Origin of the sequence: Arthrobacter sp. PsM3 (assembly GCF_030433895.1) — a bacterium.
Classification (GTDB): Bacteria; Actinomycetota; Actinomycetes; order Actinomycetales; family Micrococcaceae; genus Arthrobacter.
The window spans coordinates 1-16,683 of sequence record NZ_JARUXE010000031.1 but is presented as its reverse complement, the minus strand read 5'-3'; the positions used below and the strand labels follow the sequence as shown (position 1 = coordinate 16,683).

The following is a 16,683-nucleotide window of genomic DNA, read 5'->3' as shown; positions in this document are numbered from 1 at the left end:
ACTCTAATCCTCCCGGTGATCCGGGACCGCTGGACCCGGACGCCCCGAGGTAGGCTAGCCCGGGCAGAGCCCGCCCCACGTGACCCGAAAGGCACACAGTGACCAGCCCCGCCCCGTGGAACGAGCCCGACGGCTACTCTTACGCCGAGCCCCTCTCCCCCAACATGCTGCCCGTCTGGGCGAAGACATACCGGACCGTCCTTCTGGTGTTGGGCGGGATCGGGGTTGCGGCCCTCATCGGGATTACTGTCAGCTTTGCTCTCCCGGCCAGCATGTACGAACCGGGAGGGCTTCGTGGCGTCGGTTTTGGCATCATGCTGTCGCTGTTCTACGCGGTTGGGTCGATTCCCTATTTGATCGCCAACGTCGTCTACGCCATTCGCTGGGCGACCTCGCTGCGCGGCCACGGCTACAGCGTCTCCAGGCTCAGCTCCGCTTTCCTCGTAGCTGCACCGGCACTGGTCACCATCAGCATGGTCCGCGGCATTGCTTTGCTCTGGTGGACATAGCGGGCACGGCAGCGCACGCGTCCGCACACACGAGCTGCGTGGATGCCTACGAGCTCCCTGCCTTCGACATCAACCACCACGACAGCCCCTGGAGCAAACGGCTGCTCTAACACCGGTCGTAGGTGCGGGAGGAGCCGGGAAAAACACAGGAAGTGATAGCGGTTCAGCGTTCTGGCCCGGTGCTGGACGAATGGCACACCTCGCCAACTCGCGGCATTACCGAACACCCGGGCCTGTACGCGGTCGGGTTGCCGTGGCTGACCGCGCACGGCTCGTCCATCGCGGCGAGGCGTGGGCCGCGATGCCGAGTACATTGCGCAGCACATCGCCGGGAACATCGCGGCCCGGTGAAGGCGACCTTCCAGTGGCCGGACAGCTTGGCGGGTCTGGCCGCCATCCGCCGCGGCTACATCGTAGGTCCCCTCTCCAATGGCAACACCTCGCTGCTGGTGGACATGGCCAAAAACGCCGGCCTTCCGTGGGACGTGATCATCGGCTCGGACATGACGCGCACGTACAAACCGCTGCCGGCGGCCTACCTTCGGACCGCGGAGTTCCTCGACCTCAGGCCCGGTGCAGTGATGCTCGCGGCCGCCCACAACAACGACCTGCATGCTGCCCGGGAGGCCGGTCTGGCGACGGCGTTCATCGCCCGCCCCACCGAATACGGCCCGGACCAGATCGCGGACCTGACGCCGGAGAGCGATTGGGACCTCTCGGCGTCCAGCATCACCGAACTCGCTCAGGAGGTCGGAGCCTAAGCTGCTGCCCCCAGCGCTTCCGGGAGTTCCGCCAAGGACGCGACGGTGTAGTCGGGAGCGACGAAATAGTCCGGGTAGTGCGCCCCGGTCCGGTTGATCCACGCCGTGCCCAGACCGGCCCTGGCTGCGCCGTGGATGTCCCAGGGATGGACGGCCACCAGCAGCATCTCTCCGGGTTCCACGCCGCAGGCCCCGGAGGCGAAGTGGTAAGCGGTCCCTGCCGGCTTCCACCCTGGGGCATCCTCCACAGAAAGCAACCGTTCGAACTGGTCCCGGATCCCGGCAGGTGTGAGCAGTTTCTCCGCGACCTGGGTGGAGCCGTTGGACAGCGTGACCAGCCGGTATCCAGTTGCTCGCAGGGCCCGTACGCCCTCAGGGACGTCGGGATGCAGGCCGAGTCCTGCCATTCCCGCCATCACATGCACCACTGCGTGGTCAAGGTCCATCCCTATGTCCGAGGCGGCAAGCAGCCCGCGCAGGACCTCCGCGCCGATCTCGGCAAAGGCGCCGTTGCCGCCGGCCGCGGTGAGCGCGAAGCCGTCCCGCAGCAGCGTGGCAAACCAAAGTTTCGCCAACTGGGCCGGGGCGCCGACCTCGGCGAACCTCTCGCCCATCGGCGACATGTCCGAAAGTGTTTCGTTGACGTCGAAAACGATGACTGACCGTGCGGTGTTCATGGGTTCCCCTTCGTCGTCACGACCTTGTGGTTTACGAGGCGGAGCACGAGGGCCGCGAGATATCCGTACTTTAGGTCTGCCCGGATATTCCCAGCCCCTTCCGTCATGGTCCAGTATGGCGCCCCCAGGTGGGCCACCGGTCCACGCTCAGGCCTCCTTCCACGATATAGAAGTCCGGGCATATCCTGCAGGAAGACCTGTCTTGGTTATTAGTTCCGGAGGAGACCCATGGAAATGCCGAAAGCGTCCGACGCCGACAAGGAACACTTCCGCTCTGTGCTGCCCGACCATCCGGAGGTGATCGTCAAGCCGATGTTCGGAAACCTCGGCGCGTTCGTGAACGGCAACATGTTCGCCGGCCTGTTCGGACCCACCATCGGGGTAAAGCTGGCCGACGCGGACAAGGAGATGCTCGAGAGCACTGAGCGGACCGTTCCGTTCGGGCCGGCTGAGCGTCCCATGGGCGGCTACACCGGGCTTCCGAAGATCTGGAATGCCGAGGGCGACGGCGATGAGGCGCGGGCCAAGGCGTGGGTGGAGAAGGCATTCGAGCACGTGGCCGGGCTGCCGGCGAAGGAACCGAAGGCGCGCGCAAAGAAGAGCTGACTCCGCGCCGCCCTGGCCGTTCTCCTGACCCGCGCTGCCCGGGGCCGGACGCAGGCCTCAGCCCGGCAACGGACACTACATGCCAGCCCCATACTGCGGCCGCGATTCCAGCTCTCGCTGGAGTCGAGGCCGCAGTTGTACTCCACACCGGAAGGCGGGACAATCAGGGCCGCGCCACCGGCTACAGGTCAGGCGGAGGCAGTGGCGGAGCGGACCGCTTCGGCCAGGGACGTCGCGGGGCGTCCGATCAGTGTCCGCAGGTCTCCGGTGCTGACCAGGAGGTTACCCCGAGCAATCCCCAGGTCAGAGTCGGCCAGGATGTCCGCGAAGGCCTCCGGCACTCCAACGCCCGCCAGCATTCCGGCGTACTCCTGCGCGGGGAGGTCCTGGTAGGAGATTTCCCGCCCGGTCGCGGCGCTGATCTCCGCCGCGAGTTCAGCCATGGTGAACGGTTCGTCGCCGCCCAGCTCATAGATCTTGCCGCCCTGGTCCTCGGCAACCAGCACAGCAGCGGCAGCGTGGGCGTAGTCAGCTCGGGAAGCTGCGCTGACCCGGCCCTCCCCTGCGCTTCCGGCGATCCCGCCCTGCGCGAGCGTGCCGGGCAGCTGATCGGTGTAGTTCTCCAGGTACCAGCTATTGCGAAGCAGAACGAAAGGAACGCCCGCTTCCCGCAGGATGGCCTCGGTTTCCTGGTGCTCCCCTGCCAGCTTCATCTTCGTGGTGTCCGCGTTGGCGATGCTCGTGTAGGCGAGCAGTTCTACACCTGCTGCCTTCGCGGCCTCGATGACGGTTCGGTGCTGCTCCACACGCTGCCCCACCTCGCTGCCCGAAATGAGGAGCACTTTCTGCGCCCCTTCCAATGCCTCCGCCACGGAGGCGGGATCGGTGTAGTCCATGGCCTTAACCTGGACGCCGCGCGCGGCGAAGTCTGCGAGCTTTTCGATGGAGCGGCCCGTGGCCACAATGTCCTCTGCAGGAACGTTGCGCTCCAGCAGGGCCTCGACTACATGGCGGCCCAGCTGGCCGGTTGCGCCTGTGATTACGATGCTCATGGAATTCCTTTCGATTTGGGTTTCTCACCGATCACAACCAAGGAATCCTCGACTTACTTCCCGAAAGAGAGTACGCACTTTCGGGTAAGGTACTGGCATGGAAGTTAGTACCGCCGATGTAGCCCCCGCCATGCGCCTTCCCGTCGGCCTAGCCGGCGGCGTTTTCCCGGCGGGCTGCCCCAGCCGCACCGTGCTCGACCACATCACCAGCAAGTGGGGCGTGCTGATTCTGCTTGCTTTGTCCGAGGGCGAACAGCGCTGGAGTGAACTGCGACGGCGCGCCGAGGGTGTCAGCGAGAAGATGCTGGCCCAGACCCTGAAGACCCTTGAGCGCGACGGCTTGGTCAGCCGGAAAGCTCAGCCGGTCATTCCGCCGCGCGTGGACTACAGCCTCACGGAGCGCGGGTATGAGTTGAGCGCCCTGCTGGTTCCGCTGGTGGCCTGGGCGTTCGAGAACGCTGACGACATCATCAACGGGCAGCGCACCGACTAATTTAACAGGCATCAGCGGGCGCCTCAGCGAACCAGTACGCGCGGCTCGAAGGAGCGGGCAATGACTGCCGGCACAGCCTCCGCCTGCGACACCTGAGCCGCCGGGGCGTCCGGCCGCAGCGCAGCACCGGGGAAGATAGGACGACGGCATCTCCCGCCTTCGGCGGCGACCTCCCGGTCCGTCTGGCGCAGGCGGAGGCAGGGTTCGGACAGCGGATGAAGGTGATGCTGGATGCCCGCAAAGGCATGCGTGGCTAGGGCAACCGGTCCAGCCTTAGGAGTGCCTGCGGGGTGTGCCAGAGGACATTTTTCATCCATTGGCTTCCGAGTCCCCAGCCTTCGAGTACCTGAATCTGGTGGCTGCAGGAATAGGGAATCGAAGGAAGATCCGTGGCGACGACGACTTTGCACCGCGACTAAAGAGGGAGCGGAGCACCTGCTAGTATCCCCCGCATGACCCCATCCGAGCTCTTGCCGCAAGTCGAAGAGGCCATCTCCGCTCTCTCGGGCGAGCGTTGGCCCGTCGCACGGGCGAAGGGCCGCGTGCGACCCGTTCCCGGCCTGTACGCCATTTATGGCGACGCCGAGGCGTGGGCCGCCCTGGGCCTCGACCCAAAGCCGGGCTCCGCACTGTACATCGGCAAGAGCGAGGACGACCTTGTGAGTCGGGAACTCGACACCCACTTCGCGGCCAGCCCGACCAAGAAGCCACGTACGGGCAGTTCGACGGTACGGCGGTCGTTCGCCGCCCTGCTGCGCGACGCGCTCGACCTGCACGCGGTTCCCCGCAACCCCGATAAGCCAAGCCACTTTTCGAACTACGGGCTCACGCCGGTTGGAGATGTCCGGCTCACGGCCTGGATGCACGAGCGCCTGTCGCTCGCAGTGTGGGAGCGACCGCCGTTGCTCGCGCAGGCGCTCGGACAGGTTGAGGTCGCAGTCATCCACCGCTGGATGCCGCCGCTGAACATTATGCACAACCCCCGGCCGCTCCCTCGGCTGCGCCGGGCGCGCGAGGTGATGACCCGGGAGGCATCAGGCGCGCAAGTCGGGGAGGCGTCCGCGGTCGTGGCCTCCGTCCCCTCGCCCCGCCAGTCTGCCCCGGCCCCCGCCGCAGAAGCAGGCGGACTCACGCCGGCCGAGCTAGCATGCGAGGTCGGCAAGAGCCCCAAGACCATCCGGCAGGCACTGCGAGATAAGTACGGCAAGCTGCCGTTTGAGGGCGACCGCTGGGGCGCTCTCACACCCGAGCAAGAGGGTTACCTTCGCTCCCGCTTCCATTGATTGGAGCAGTGCTGGTCCCACTGCGTTAGGGCAACGGCAGTTGCCCTAACGGCGCTGGCGAGTCAAGAAACGGCAGCCAGTGCCCGCCGGATCTGGCCGGGCTTCGATATCAGACCGCTGCGAGGTAACTGATCGTGATTCTCACACACCGAACTTCTCGCTCGCGCTGGCCGGCATGCCGTATGACGGCCCCGCTCCGGAAGCATTCATGCTGCGGGATGACCTCATCGGCTATTTCCGTCACTATGCGGAGAGCATCGACGCTCCTGTCCGAACGGGTGCGAATGTCACGCGCATAGCGCCCGCGGAGGGCGGCGGCTTCAACGTGGCCACCACCCAGGGCAGCTGGCGGGCCCGGAACGTCGTGCTCGCTACCGGCGGCTACCAGGAGCCGAAAATCCCTGCACTGTCGGCGCAACTGCCCAGCCACATCCTCCAACTTCACACCGACAGCTACCGCAACCCGGGCCAACTGCCCGACGGTGCCGTGCTCATCGTGGGCACCAGCCAGTCCGGCGGCCAGATCGCCGAGGAACTGCTCGCCGCCGGCTGCGACATCCACCTGGCGGTGTCCACCTGCCCGGAAGCACCGCGCCGGTACCGCGGCCGGGACCTCCTCTATTGGATGATGCAGATTGCACAGTTCGGCCCCGGCTACGGACTGAACGGTCTCACCGTGGGGCAGCTGCCCTCCCCCGCGGCGGGGTTCGCCTTCAACCCGCTGGTGTCCGGCGCCGGCGGCGGCCACGACATCAACCTGCGGGACCTCGGTCGGCGCGGCGTCCGGCTGCACGGCCCTTGGAAGCAGCCGACGACGGCGACCTCGTCTTCAGCGATGACCTTCCGGAACGCCTGGGCCAGGTGGAGGAAGCGTTCTACCATCGGATGAAGCCGAAGTTCGACAGCTATATTGCCGCTACCGGCATGTCGGCACCGGAGCCGGAACCGCCGCGGAAAGACGATTGGCTTCCTACGGAGCCGGCACGGCTGAACCTCGACGCCGCCAACATCACCTCGGTCCTCTGGGCCACGGGCTACCGGCTGGACTTCAGCATCCTGGACATCCCGGTGCTGGACGAATGGAACTACCCCCGACACCATCGCGGCGTCACCGAACACCCGAGCCTGTACGCGGTCGGGTTGCCGTGGCTGACCGGCCACGGCTCGTCCATCGTGGCGGGCGTGGACCGCGATGCCGAATACATTGCGCAGCACATCGCGGCGAAAAATGCACAGGACATCGCTGGCCGGTGAAGACAGCGGTCCAGAAGGGTAGTTACACGGCGCAAGTACCGTCGAAGTCCGCTGGCTCGGCGAGGCCGGCCGAGCAGAACCATTCCCTGGCCCAGGCCTGGACCGAGGGTATGGCAAGTTGCTCGGCAACAAGCTCGGGCGGCCCGTCGAACACGGATTTGCCCTCCTCCAGGAGGTCCCCGGTGCCGATGCCGGCGAGGAGCCCGAAGAGGGCCGGCTGGTCGAGGAAGGGAAGCTTCCCGCCGTCGCCGTCAGTCAGCACGCCCCAGCGCGAGGCGAACAGCGGGAACTCCTCCGGACGTTCGCCGTGGTCCGCCACGAGCGGGCATCGTCCTGTTCACGAACTCGGCCACGGACAAGCCCGAGGCCCGCCGAGTGAAGCGCCCCACGTCCGCCAATGCAGCAGCCCGAGCAATGGGGCTGTAACCGTCTATAACCCGCGATGCCCCGTATCTCTCGCCCGGTACGGGGTTTCGTGGTGGATAGCCGCCATCACTATGCAATCGATCATCACGAGCGGGAACACTCCGACAGCGCCTGTAGATGTGCCAGCAGACGCCAACAGCTGCGCTCGCGTGTGATTGCTCGTAGGGGCGATCGTTGGACGCTCACAGACTCGCCTGGGCGATTCTGTCTCCCGAACGCACCGTCTCCGGTTTCGTTCCTAGTGTCGCTGCATGGGAACGATTGCATGGGAGAAGTGCCGGAGGTATATAGGCCACGGCGTGCGGCTGCTCAAGAGGCCCCGCTGCGAGCCAGCACGTCTGGTGGCCAAGTCATGAAGTGCCAGTTTTGCGGCGATCAGCTGTCCGGTACACAGATCAAATCCTGCTCAGCGCGGGCATGTGTTCTCGCCGCAAAACGGGCTCGTGGGCGGGCGCGGCTTGCGGCAGATCCAAGCATACGACTGAAACGTAAGCGGCATGACGATGACCGTTCCTGGGACTTTCCACCCGAGCTTGAGTACCTTGACCAAGACCCGGGCATCACCGTTGAGCAGATGGCCGCTGCCCGACGCGACCCAGTGTTGCGTCAGCACATCGTGCTTGGTCGTCTGGCGCGACAGGCGAGATTACGCGCAAGGTTGGGATGCGTGAAGTGGAGCTAATCCGCTGCCCAATGCTTACGGAACCGGGAGTCGGTGGGACCAACCAGAAGATAACTCAGCTCGAGCCCCAAGTCTTCGAAGTACTCCTTCGGGGCCTGATTCTTTTCGAGCCCGTTTCTCAGCTTAAGCATTTCGGGTTTTTCATCCCATTGTGCGGTCCACAATGGATGCTGAACCAACCTCTCGAAACTCGTTGTGAGCGACGTCCACTGCTCATCTTCGAACGTGTCGTCCATGAGATTCTTATCCCCGGAACGCTTGGCAGTATAGAACCAGAGTTCTCGGGTAAGTTTCGCTATGTAAGACAGAGAGGCCTGATACACCATACGGCGCGCACGCTCAGACTCCTGAGGCGTCCGCTCGACCATACCTTCCGGCACTTCGAAAGCAAGATCGCTGAGCAAGTTTAGGCAGGCGACGATGTTGGCAGCCTCCCGGTCGCGTGCTGCCTGCGCTGAGTCCCCTTTCCCACTTTGCGGGTCCTTGACCAGGAGAGTCTCAATTAGCTTCGCTTTCAAAGCTTGCTCGGTGACGTCAAATGCTTCGCGAGGTCCTGAGGGTTTTTTGACGTACTTCTTGATACGCAAGTTCTCGTCGCCGAGGATGCCCTGAATCAACGCCCCTGATAGCGCCTGCTTTCCTCGGGTCCGCTCCGTGTTAGGGAGCCATTCGATGAAGCCTTTTTCAGATATGTCAGCAGACCCGACGGCCTCCTCATATTCCCGAAACTTGTTCTGCCACTCGTCGGACATCTTTCCAGCAAGCTCAAATGGGGACAGTGGGAGCTTTTTAATTTTCGCCTGAATTGAGTTGACGAGTTCGTTCGCTCGGGCTGCAGACAAATTTAGGTATACCTTGGCAATCACCGTTTCACGGCCCATCATCCAAGTAGCCACGGTCTTGTGCTGACCGTCGAACATCAGCAAACGGGTTGGTTCGTCCACTTGCTCGCTGTCCGTCCGACAGCTCGGGGGCTCATGAAGAGGATTGCGCTGGAGGTCCCCATAGATGGCCCATGCATGCTCTGGGCGGATGGCCCTCGGCTGGCAGTCATCGTCGTTGAAGATTGCTTGGCGAGGGAGCTCGACAAAAATGTACTCGAAAGTGTGGTGTGAAGTCGTCTCTGAAAACACACGGCAGGTACGAACTTCACCGTTGGGCAGCTCCACCTTTACGTCGTCGCCGTCTCGGGACAGGACAACGGAGGCGGGCTTGATCTTGAAATGATCCAGGAAACCGTCGTACTTGAGCCGGCGTTTGGCGGCGAACGCTACCAAACGCAGATATGGCCGGACGTCTGTTGTTTTAGCGGCCTTCTTGGCACTGTTGCATTCAGAGTGGGCTAGGTTGAGGTTGCTGTAGGCTGTGATCCCACCTTCGGACTCCGGGACATCATGGTCTGCGACAATATGATCCGCCGCTCGGTTCAGACTCGCTTGGCAGAGCCAACATGTTCCACCACTCTTGTGCCAAAGTCGATCCTGAATGCCGTCCTGTTCATCGGCCGGCATCTTGTTTTTCATGGCTTTAGAAATGACTATGCCTACGGCCATTTTTGATGTCCCCTCGCTTCGACTGTTGCACTTAGGGCCATTCTAGGGCTTAGCCAAGGGCTCCACGGCGCGGACTCCCATGCTGAGTAACCGTCAGGAGCAAGGGAGAGGGCTGAACGTCAGAGGGGCATGCAACGCTATTACGCGTAGTCCTTCAACGCGTAAGACCGTGTGTCGAAGCCCTCGGGATCGCCTCGGCGCGTCGAATTGCTTCCAAACATCCCATGGGGAATATTTAGAGACAGATTGACCCCGAACCTTCCCCACCCGACGGAGACCCTAGTGACCCTGGCACCCCCCGCACGACCCACCTCCCGAGAGCTACTCCAGGAACTCAGGAAGACCAACAGCCAGGCTAAAATTGCATCTCTCTTGAATGTGGCTCCCAAGACCGTCGCGAGATGGGAAGCAGCCGAGACCGAGTGCCCCACGTACGTCTCTGCTGCCCTTCTGGAAATTCGTCGTGAGCAGCTTACGAGTACCGTGCGTCCCCCGGAGTCAGAGCCGAAGTTCAAGTTCGCTGACCTTTTCGCGGGAATCGGCGGCATCCGTCTGGGCTTCGAGTCAATCGGGGGGCAATGCGTATTCACGTCAGAGTGGAACAAGTTTGCGCAGCAGACATACGCCCATAACTTTGGTCACGACCTTGGCGGTTTTGTCGATGCCCTACATGAAGAAGAAAATGGCCACGTCTTTGCCGGAGATATCACCCAAGTAGAAGCCCCGCTCATCCCTGATCACGACGTCCTGTTGGCGGGGTTCCCCTGCCAGCCGTTCTCGATCGCTGGAGTTTCCAAGAAGAACTCCCTAGGTCGGGATCACGGCTTCTTGGATGCGACGCAGGGAACCCTTTTCTTCGACGTAGCCCGAATCATTGAAAGTAAGCAGCCGCAAGCCTTCCTGCTAGAGAATGTCAAGAACCTGCTTTCCCACGACAAGGGGAGGACGTTCAAGGTCATTCAGGAGACTCTAACCGACGAGCTGGGCTACAACATTCGGTTCAAGGTGGTGAACGGGGCCGCTTATGTGCCGCAGGGGAGACAGCGCATCATCATTGTCGGTTTCAAGGACGGATCGGCCTTCGAAGGCGACGACGCTTTCAGCTTTGACAACCTTGCCTTGCAGAGAGGCCCTGACGGATCGTCCAAAATCAAGCTGCCAACGATGGTCTCCGTCCTGCACCCGGAGGATGGGTCAGAACAACCAGAGCCGCCCTATACCGAGGGTCCGGACGCCAGAGTAGCTGCTAAGTACACACTTACCCCGAACCTTTGGACTTACTTGAAGGACTATGCGGCCAAGCATCGTGCTGCCGGGAACGGCTTCGGATACGGATTGGTCGGCCCTGAGGACGTCGCTCGTACCCTGTCTGCCCGGTACCACAAGGACGGATCCGAGATTCTTGTCTCCCGCGGCCTAGGAGAGAGACCGCGTCGACTCACGCCTCGGGAGTGCGCACGGCTTATGGGGTTCCCGGAGTCCTATGAAATACCTGTATCGGATACCCAGGCGTACCGCCAGTTCGGGAACAGCGTAGTTGTTCCCGCCATTACAGCGGTGGCGGAGGAAATGCGACGATTCATACGCTGAGCAGGTCGACTTCCTCATACTTCTCGTAGAGACTGCCCAGACGACGGTGACGGATACGGAATTGGCTCCGCGCGTGCTTCTCCCAAGAACCATCCGTGGTCGGCCACGCTGATCCACCGGGATCGAGGAAGACGTCCTGCCGCGCCAGCGCATCTAGGAACTTGAAGAAATCTGTCCCGGTACCGAGCTTCACTTTGCTGTCGTACGCGAACTGATCACCAAACTGGGCGTCAACCCTTTTCTTGGAACTGAGGTACGCAGCTTGGGCGTGCTTCCGCTGCCAATGCTCAACGAGTCCGGAGAAGGACCATCCTGCGGCAATCTCCCCTGCACTATTCACGAGCGCAATCATTGCATCCAGTTCAGGGACCTTCATACCGGGTTCGTAACCGATAATTTCCATTCGCAATCCGGTTGACTTAGCCGGGCTGCCGGAGACCTTGTGTTGGCCGCTGAAATGCATCCCCCCGGGTTTCTTGGGATTGGGATTCTTAGCAAGGTGCCCATACCGGCGAACAAACCAGATCATCCCCTGCGTTTTGTACTCTCCGATATTGGGTTCGGGTGTCATGAGGGTCACCGGCGATTTGGGTGATCTACCCCACTCGACGACACTATGCTGCTTGATCTCCCAGCCCGCGAAGTCAGGCTCTGCACGGCCGTTCGCGAGAATCCCCAGCTGCGCTTCAAGCGTATGTCCGCCGCACCTGGGGCCTTCGCAGGGATTCATCGACCCATCCTTCTGCAATTGGCTGCTGTTCACCCATCCACTTTCGTGAATCCGGCGAAGCTCTGCGAGCAGGAGATCGCGTCCTTGAGGCAGGGGCCGCGTTTTTTTCAACTCATAGGGGATGAGCAGCTCCGTTGCGTCACGATTCTGCTTGCGGAGTTCAGCCGCAGCAGGACTTTGCCCGCTAACCATGACGCCAAAAAGCTTCTTGCCTTGCACACCGAAGATGAGAATTCGACCTGGCTCTTTTCCCCTCTTGTGTATGTTCATAAACTCGCTGGGGGCATGGCGGCTATGTAGAAGCAGTCCGGAAAGCCGCACTTCCGGGTACTGGGGATAATAGATGAGTTGCGCATGGGAAGCGGGTGAGCGCCCCTCCGGTGTCACCCATGTCCAGTCGACTGGGGCACGATAGATGGGCACCTTTATGCCACCGAGCTTTTTGGAAGTCCCAACGTGCTCGGTGAACGTGCCCGCCGGGATGGACGGAACTTCACTAAAGTCCGGTCCGACGTAGATCTGATTCTTGGAATTGTTGTTGGGTTTCAAAAATTTCAAAAAGGCCTGATCGCACCCATGATCTAGCAGCATCTGACGGCAAGCCGCAAGCGTCACCGTGTCTTGCCAGACGGTCATATCCCCCATGGGGACCACTCTAAACCGGAGAATGGCGGATGCATTCATTTGGACCGCCCATGTCACGGACGAGTCGAGGGCTGTTCTGCGCGAATAGCGCAACTGAGATTCGATTCGCCTCGTTCGCCTGCGGGAAAGGATCCTTGGGACTGGGGAGCAAAGTCTCTTAATGTCATCTCGTCGATCCGCCAGGAACGACGAAACGACAAACCAAGGACTGATCAACATGACCGCACGACGTATCCCCGCCAACCGCAAGGCCACCCCCGCTATCAACCTGACCGGTGAAACGGTCGAGGTGTCGGCCGAAGCAGCCGCCGCCAAGTCGACCACCCAGGACGTTGAAGCACCCGCCGATGAAGTCGCCGACGCCATCGCCGAGCTTGAGGCCGAAGCGAACGGCACCCGCAAGGCAGCACCAGCGAAGAAGGCCGCGAAAGCCGCAGCCGCCAAGAAGGCTCCCGCGCCGACTGCGCACACTGACTGCACGCACGCCAAGTCCGGCCCCGAAGGCAAGAAGGCCCGGGCCGCGTGCCGCCGTGAGAAGGCCGCCGAAGCCGCGAAGGCTGCGAAGGCATGACCCGCGATCAAATGATCGCCGCGGCGGACTTCGTCTGTGAATCGTTCGGACCTGACGCCGACCTCGACATCGAAGACGATGGCTCCGCATTCATCACGACGCCGCACGCCACCCTTGAAGGCTTCTTCGCCTTCGACCACGAAAGTGTCGCCCGCCTGACGCTGATTCCGTAACCGACCCACACCCCCGGCCACATACCGGGGGTCAGTGGTGGATGCGCTGGATGATCGCGCCCACCGCCTCGGCTCTAACTCAGGGCCCGCATCGGGACACACGAGCCATTCGAAGATCCGGACCGCCCCCTCGGATAGATTCTGCGGGACGCTCACGTAGGCTTGTGATGCTTTCTCCCGCAGGCCTTTGCTGACGTAAAATCGGAGTACTTCAATGGAATTGACCAAGATCTTTTCCCGACTCGCAGAGCGAACCGACACCTGGGTCGACCTTGGGTATGGGTCCTTCCTTTACAAGAAGCCGATCCGGATCAGAACGATTGACGACATCAGTCTCATAGGGCGGCAACTCGCCCGGTACGCAGGAAGTGCACCCCACCTTGAGTATCTCTACGAGGGCGAGCTGAAAACACCTGAAGAAATAGGAAAGCTGCCCAATAATCCTCAGGCCAGCCTTGACATCTCCGCCTACACCAAGAATCCGAATGTCGCTTCCAACGGTTTTGGGCCCATGGACTACATCGTTCGTTGCACCTTCGGCTCTTACGAAGCGAAGGGGCGCATCGGCCCGGCATGTTCTGCGCGGATCCATGTCCGGGCAGAGCAGCGGCCTGCGTCTGGCGATCTGACCGTTGAGGCAGTCAAGAATATTGTCGAGTCTTCTACAGAAATCGTCGGCCCGAGCGAACGACAAAGGCCTTACAGCGTTGTTAAACGGATATCTCAAGCGACCGAAGAGCAACGCCGTCATGATCGGAAGATTCGTTGGGAAGCCGCCCGGATAAGCTTCGGTGTCAGCCTTGGCGTAGCCGTACTCTCGGCCGTTCTCACCCTTCTCTTGACGTTCGGCACCTGATTCCCGCAGGCGCGTCGGCAATGAACGGTTCATGCTGTTGCCTCCAGTGTTGCGATGAGTAAGTGTTTGCGAAGCCTTTGCGGACGTCCTCGCCAGTTATCGGGCAGTTCGGGTTGGTGTAGGTTTCGACGGTCCAGGGGTGGATGCGCCCACTATGCAATCGTGTGTCTTCGCACTGACAGCTGTCTGTCGCTGAGGCGTCCGTAAAGCGCTCCCTAACGATCCACCGACGTCGTTCACTCGCTTACACGCTCGATTGCATTTGATGTGTTGTCGACGATGCCGTGCCGCCTGTCGCTGCGTCCCGTGGATGACGCTGAGCCGCTCCCCGCCGCATGCCTACGCCGCTCGATCATCGGACGCTGTGCCTGCGCTGACGTGCTCTGTCATCGCCTGTCGTCGCAACGACGCGTGATCATGCACAACTCGTGAACGCCCGTCTGCCGTGTGCTGCTGAACGTCTGCCGCGTGCTGTTGACCGCCGCCTGTGACGCGATCATGCCCGACGGCACGACTGCTCGGGTCGGCACCCCCTCCCCGGGGCAGCTAATTCCACCCGGAGCGTTCGGGTGCTCGCATTATGTACGGGTCTGGGAAATGCGAATGATTCGCAATATAGACCCTGAGCGGGACTTTTTGAGTATCCAACGATTCCCGTGCACAGGGGTCATGGAGACAAAGCGACCAAGCTGCCTCATGAAAAATGTTTTGTTCCTGTACTCTTCTGGTCATGAAAATAGAACCGACCAATAAGCTCGTGTGCTCACAATGCGACTCCAACGAACCGGTCACCGTCTACTGGACGGGCATCTTCCCCGAAGGGACTGAAGCTGGGAAGTGAGAGGACTGGAAGGGATTTTGCGCCAGTGGTCATTCTTTCCCAGCTTCGAAACACCCCTGAGTTGCTTGCACTCAGCCGCCGACTGCAAATCACTTTGGCATCTATTTTTCTTGGGTCGTTGAGTGAGTGAAATGAGCGCCCATAAATGGGGCACTCAAATCACTCGAATCACTCACATCGGCGGGTGGTTCAAATCACCGGCAAACTACCTCAAATCACCCCAATCACTTCGGAGCTGCCGAACGCCTGTCGTGCTGCTGAGTAGGCGCATCACCATACAATCGTTCCCGGGCGCCGCGATCGTGTCCTAGACAGGTCATGTCACAGCATGATGAGCACGATTTGAGCGCATTTCATTGTGATCAGCAGACATTCCTAGGCATCCACAGATACCCATGAAGCGCGTCAGATCAACGATTTTGCTCTGCCGCCTGACGTACTGCGAAAGTTCAAATCCCACCGTCACCGCAAACGAAAACCCCCGGGAAACCGGGGGTTTCTGCATGTTCAGGAGCTTCGTGGTGCATTTTGGTGCACATTTCGAAGAATGGCTCCCACATCGAGGTGCTCCCGCACCCGCCAGGTGTGCGGACCAATGATCCGAGTGCGGCGCCCATCGTCTTCACCCGAGTGGCGGAAGCTCTCTCTTGGCCGGTCCATTCACGGCGTCGGGAGTCGGCCGGCCCCGCTGCTCGTCGAGGGCGACCCTCAACTGCGCGGCCCGGATCCCACGGCGCAAGTACAGTGCCATTTCACGCCGTGACGCCGGATCCCTCCGGACCTTCCGAACCTGTGGCAGTGGGAGTCTCCGCCGATACGGCATGGCCAGGCCGGTCCTTCCGGCACCCGCTCCGCCTGCTCCGGGCACGGCCGGAACTGTCCGCGGCAGATGTAGGCCTTCCGCCGACGCTCGGGCCCTCCACCGAAGAAGATGCCATGGTTTTTGTCAGAGACCCCTGCCAAACTTGCTGTCAGGATTACCTGACAGAAGGATGTGAGTCAGGGGCTGGGTATCGAACGACAACGAACATGAGGGATGGGCGGCCGCCGTCGTACCCGACGGGCGCTTGTCCTCATCATCATCCGGCGAAGGGATGCTCGTGGAAGGCATCACCGGCCGCTACAAGCCGGACAAGATGTTGCCCGACCACGAAGTGGTCCCGGACAGCGAGATCATCGGCTGGCGCGGAGCCTGCAGCTGCGGCTGACGAAGGCAGATGTGGGAACGGATCACCTCCCTGGCCGCCGCCGACCTCACAGACCGGCGGGACTACGTTCCCCCACACAATTTCGCCGACGCATCCATCAAGGTCGAAGGCGCCATCCACGACGAGTGGAAAGCCCACATCGCACCGTCGGAAGCCGTCCTCGGTGTGGAAGCAGCTGCCCGCGAATACACCCAGGCCGGGCACCGGCTGGATAAGACCGTCGCGGCCGCGAAGGCCGCAGGGGCATCCTGGGCCGATATCGGCCGCGCAGCAGGCATCAGCCGGAAGTCCGCACACGAACGATGGGCCGACAAACAGTGAACCCGGCAGGACCACCCTGTGGGTGGTCCTGGTTCAAGCCTCCACACCGGTCGGACTGACACTCCTCCATTCGCTTTTAACCTGTCCACCAAAGGGGACGAGGCACCCCGGTAGCGAGCCGAGGATATAGGCAAGGGCGGCGTCTAAGTTCCGCGGACTACCGCCCAGCTCTCTGCACCCGGCTAGTATTTCCGAACAACAAAACCGGAAGGTCCTTATGCCCCCAGATGCCCAGCGCCGGGACGCAGACACCACCTAGGGAGACTTCGACTCCAACCCAACAAAACCGAAAAAAACGCCAGGACGGCGACCGGCATGCCAGGGCGCCCCCGGGGTCCGCAGGGCACCTACCATTGAGCTACAGCCGCAGGGCAGCCAGCGCCTCTTCCGGCGGGTATGGGGGGGGGGGGGGGGGGGGGGGGGGGGGGGGGGGGGGGGGGGGGGGGGGGGGG

At 61.9% G+C, this 16,683-nt stretch carries 17 protein-coding genes; 12 read left to right on the top strand and 5 right to left on the bottom strand.

Features of this window, described 5'->3' with window-relative positions:
* Positions 1-98: 98 nt before the first annotated feature.
* Together QCD75_RS16090 and QCD75_RS16085 are read left to right on the top strand one after the other, a co-directional pair.
* Positions 99-509 (top strand): hypothetical protein, encoded by a 411-nt coding sequence (locus QCD75_RS16090; protein WP_301230302.1) that lies wholly within the window; start codon positions 99-101, stop codon positions 507-509.
* 347 nt (positions 510-856) lie between these two features.
* Complete coding sequence (locus tag QCD75_RS16085; protein ID WP_301230301.1) at positions 857-1,270, top strand: HAD-IA family hydrolase; 414 nt, start codon at positions 857-859, stop codon at positions 1,268-1,270.
* Here the strand turns inward: QCD75_RS16085 and QCD75_RS16080 are convergent.
* On the bottom strand, positions 1,267-1,947 hold the full coding sequence (locus QCD75_RS16080; protein ID WP_301230300.1) for a haloacid dehalogenase type II: 681 nt from the start codon (positions 1,945-1,947) through the stop codon (positions 1,267-1,269). The two genes, QCD75_RS16085 and QCD75_RS16080, sit on opposite strands and share 4 nt — an antisense overlap.
* Positions 1,948-2,175: 228 nt before the next feature.
* Here QCD75_RS16080 and QCD75_RS16075 point away from each other — a divergent pair, with 228 nt between their 5' ends.
* Positions 2,176-2,553, top strand: a complete 378-nt coding sequence (locus QCD75_RS16075) for a TfoX/Sxy family protein (protein ID WP_301230299.1) — start codon at positions 2,176-2,178, stop codon at positions 2,551-2,553.
* Positions 2,554-2,741: 188 nt separating this feature from the next.
* Here the strand turns inward: QCD75_RS16075 and QCD75_RS16070 are convergent, their stop codons facing one another.
* Positions 2,742-3,605 carry an SDR family oxidoreductase gene (locus QCD75_RS16070; protein WP_301230298.1) on the bottom strand — a complete coding sequence of 288 codons (864 nt, stop codon included), beginning with the start codon at positions 3,603-3,605 and terminating at the stop codon, positions 2,742-2,744.
* Between the two features lie 97 nt (positions 3,606-3,702).
* Here QCD75_RS16070 and QCD75_RS16065 point away from each other — a divergent pair, with 97 nt between their 5' ends.
* The 4 genes from QCD75_RS16065 (at position 3,703) to QCD75_RS16050 (ending at position 6,635) form a co-directional block, all read left to right on the top strand.
* Positions 3,703-4,098: a winged helix-turn-helix transcriptional regulator gene (locus tag QCD75_RS16065; RefSeq protein WP_301230297.1), complete on the top strand. Its 396-nt coding sequence runs from the start codon at positions 3,703-3,705 to the stop codon at positions 4,096-4,098.
* Between the two features lie 452 nt (positions 4,099-4,550).
* Positions 4,551-5,381, top strand: coding sequence for a GIY-YIG nuclease family protein (locus QCD75_RS16060; protein WP_301230296.1), 831 nt, complete (start codon positions 4,551-4,553; stop codon positions 5,379-5,381).
* A gap of 208 nt (positions 5,382-5,589) precedes the next feature.
* Positions 5,590-6,270: an NAD(P)-binding domain-containing protein gene (locus QCD75_RS16055; protein WP_301230295.1), complete on the top strand. Its 681-nt coding sequence runs from the start codon at positions 5,590-5,592 to the stop codon at positions 6,268-6,270.
* Positions 6,267-6,635 carry a hypothetical protein gene (locus QCD75_RS16050; protein ID WP_301230294.1) on the top strand — a complete coding sequence of 123 codons (369 nt, stop codon included), beginning with the start codon at positions 6,267-6,269 and terminating at the stop codon, positions 6,633-6,635. Before QCD75_RS16055 ends, QCD75_RS16050 begins: the two co-directional genes overlap by 4 nt.
* A 22-nt stretch (positions 6,636-6,657) precedes the next feature.
* Here QCD75_RS16050 and QCD75_RS16045 read toward each other — a convergent pair whose 3' ends face one another.
* The gene (locus QCD75_RS16045; protein ID WP_301230293.1) at positions 6,658-6,954 is read right to left on the bottom strand and encodes a hypothetical protein; all 297 of its coding nucleotides are present in this window, start codon (positions 6,952-6,954) and stop codon (positions 6,658-6,660) included.
* A gap of 785 nt (positions 6,955-7,739) precedes the next feature.
* The gene (locus QCD75_RS16040) at positions 7,740-9,266 is read right to left on the bottom strand and encodes an HNH endonuclease (RefSeq protein WP_301230292.1); all 1,527 of its coding nucleotides are present in this window, start codon (positions 9,264-9,266) and stop codon (positions 7,740-7,742) included.
* A 312-nt stretch (positions 9,267-9,578) separates the two neighbouring features.
* Here QCD75_RS16040 and dcm point away from each other — a divergent pair, with 312 nt between their 5' ends.
* Positions 9,579-10,886 (top strand): DNA (cytosine-5-)-methyltransferase, encoded by a 1,308-nt coding sequence (gene dcm, locus QCD75_RS16035; protein WP_301230291.1) that lies wholly within the window; start codon positions 9,579-9,581, stop codon positions 10,884-10,886.
* On the opposite strand, the gene QCD75_RS16030 is transcribed toward dcm, so the two are convergent.
* Complete coding sequence (locus QCD75_RS16030) at positions 10,876-12,261, bottom strand: MvaI/BcnI family restriction endonuclease (RefSeq protein WP_301230290.1); 1,386 nt, start codon at positions 12,259-12,261, stop codon at positions 10,876-10,878. The two genes, dcm and QCD75_RS16030, sit on opposite strands and share 11 nt — an antisense overlap.
* Before the next feature lie 217 nt (positions 12,262-12,478).
* Here QCD75_RS16030 and QCD75_RS16025 point away from each other — a divergent pair, with 217 nt between their 5' ends.
* The 4 genes from QCD75_RS16025 (at position 12,479) to QCD75_RS16010 (ending at position 16,231) form a co-directional block, all read left to right on the top strand.
* Entirely contained in the window at positions 12,479-12,832 is a 354-nt protein-coding gene (locus tag QCD75_RS16025) for a hypothetical protein (RefSeq protein WP_301230289.1), read from the top strand.
* Positions 12,829-13,005 carry a hypothetical protein gene (locus QCD75_RS16020; protein WP_301230288.1) on the top strand — a complete coding sequence of 59 codons (177 nt, stop codon included), beginning with the start codon at positions 12,829-12,831 and terminating at the stop codon, positions 13,003-13,005. Before QCD75_RS16025 ends, QCD75_RS16020 begins: the two co-directional genes overlap by 4 nt.
* A 214-nt stretch (positions 13,006-13,219) precedes the next feature.
* Complete coding sequence (locus tag QCD75_RS16015; protein ID WP_301230287.1) at positions 13,220-13,861, top strand: hypothetical protein; 642 nt, start codon at positions 13,220-13,222, stop codon at positions 13,859-13,861.
* 2,058 nt (positions 13,862-15,919) lie between these two features.
* On the top strand, positions 15,920-16,231 hold the full coding sequence (locus QCD75_RS16010) for a hypothetical protein (protein ID WP_301230286.1): 312 nt from the start codon (positions 15,920-15,922) through the stop codon (positions 16,229-16,231).
* The last annotated feature ends 452 nt before the right edge of the window (positions 16,232-16,683 follow it).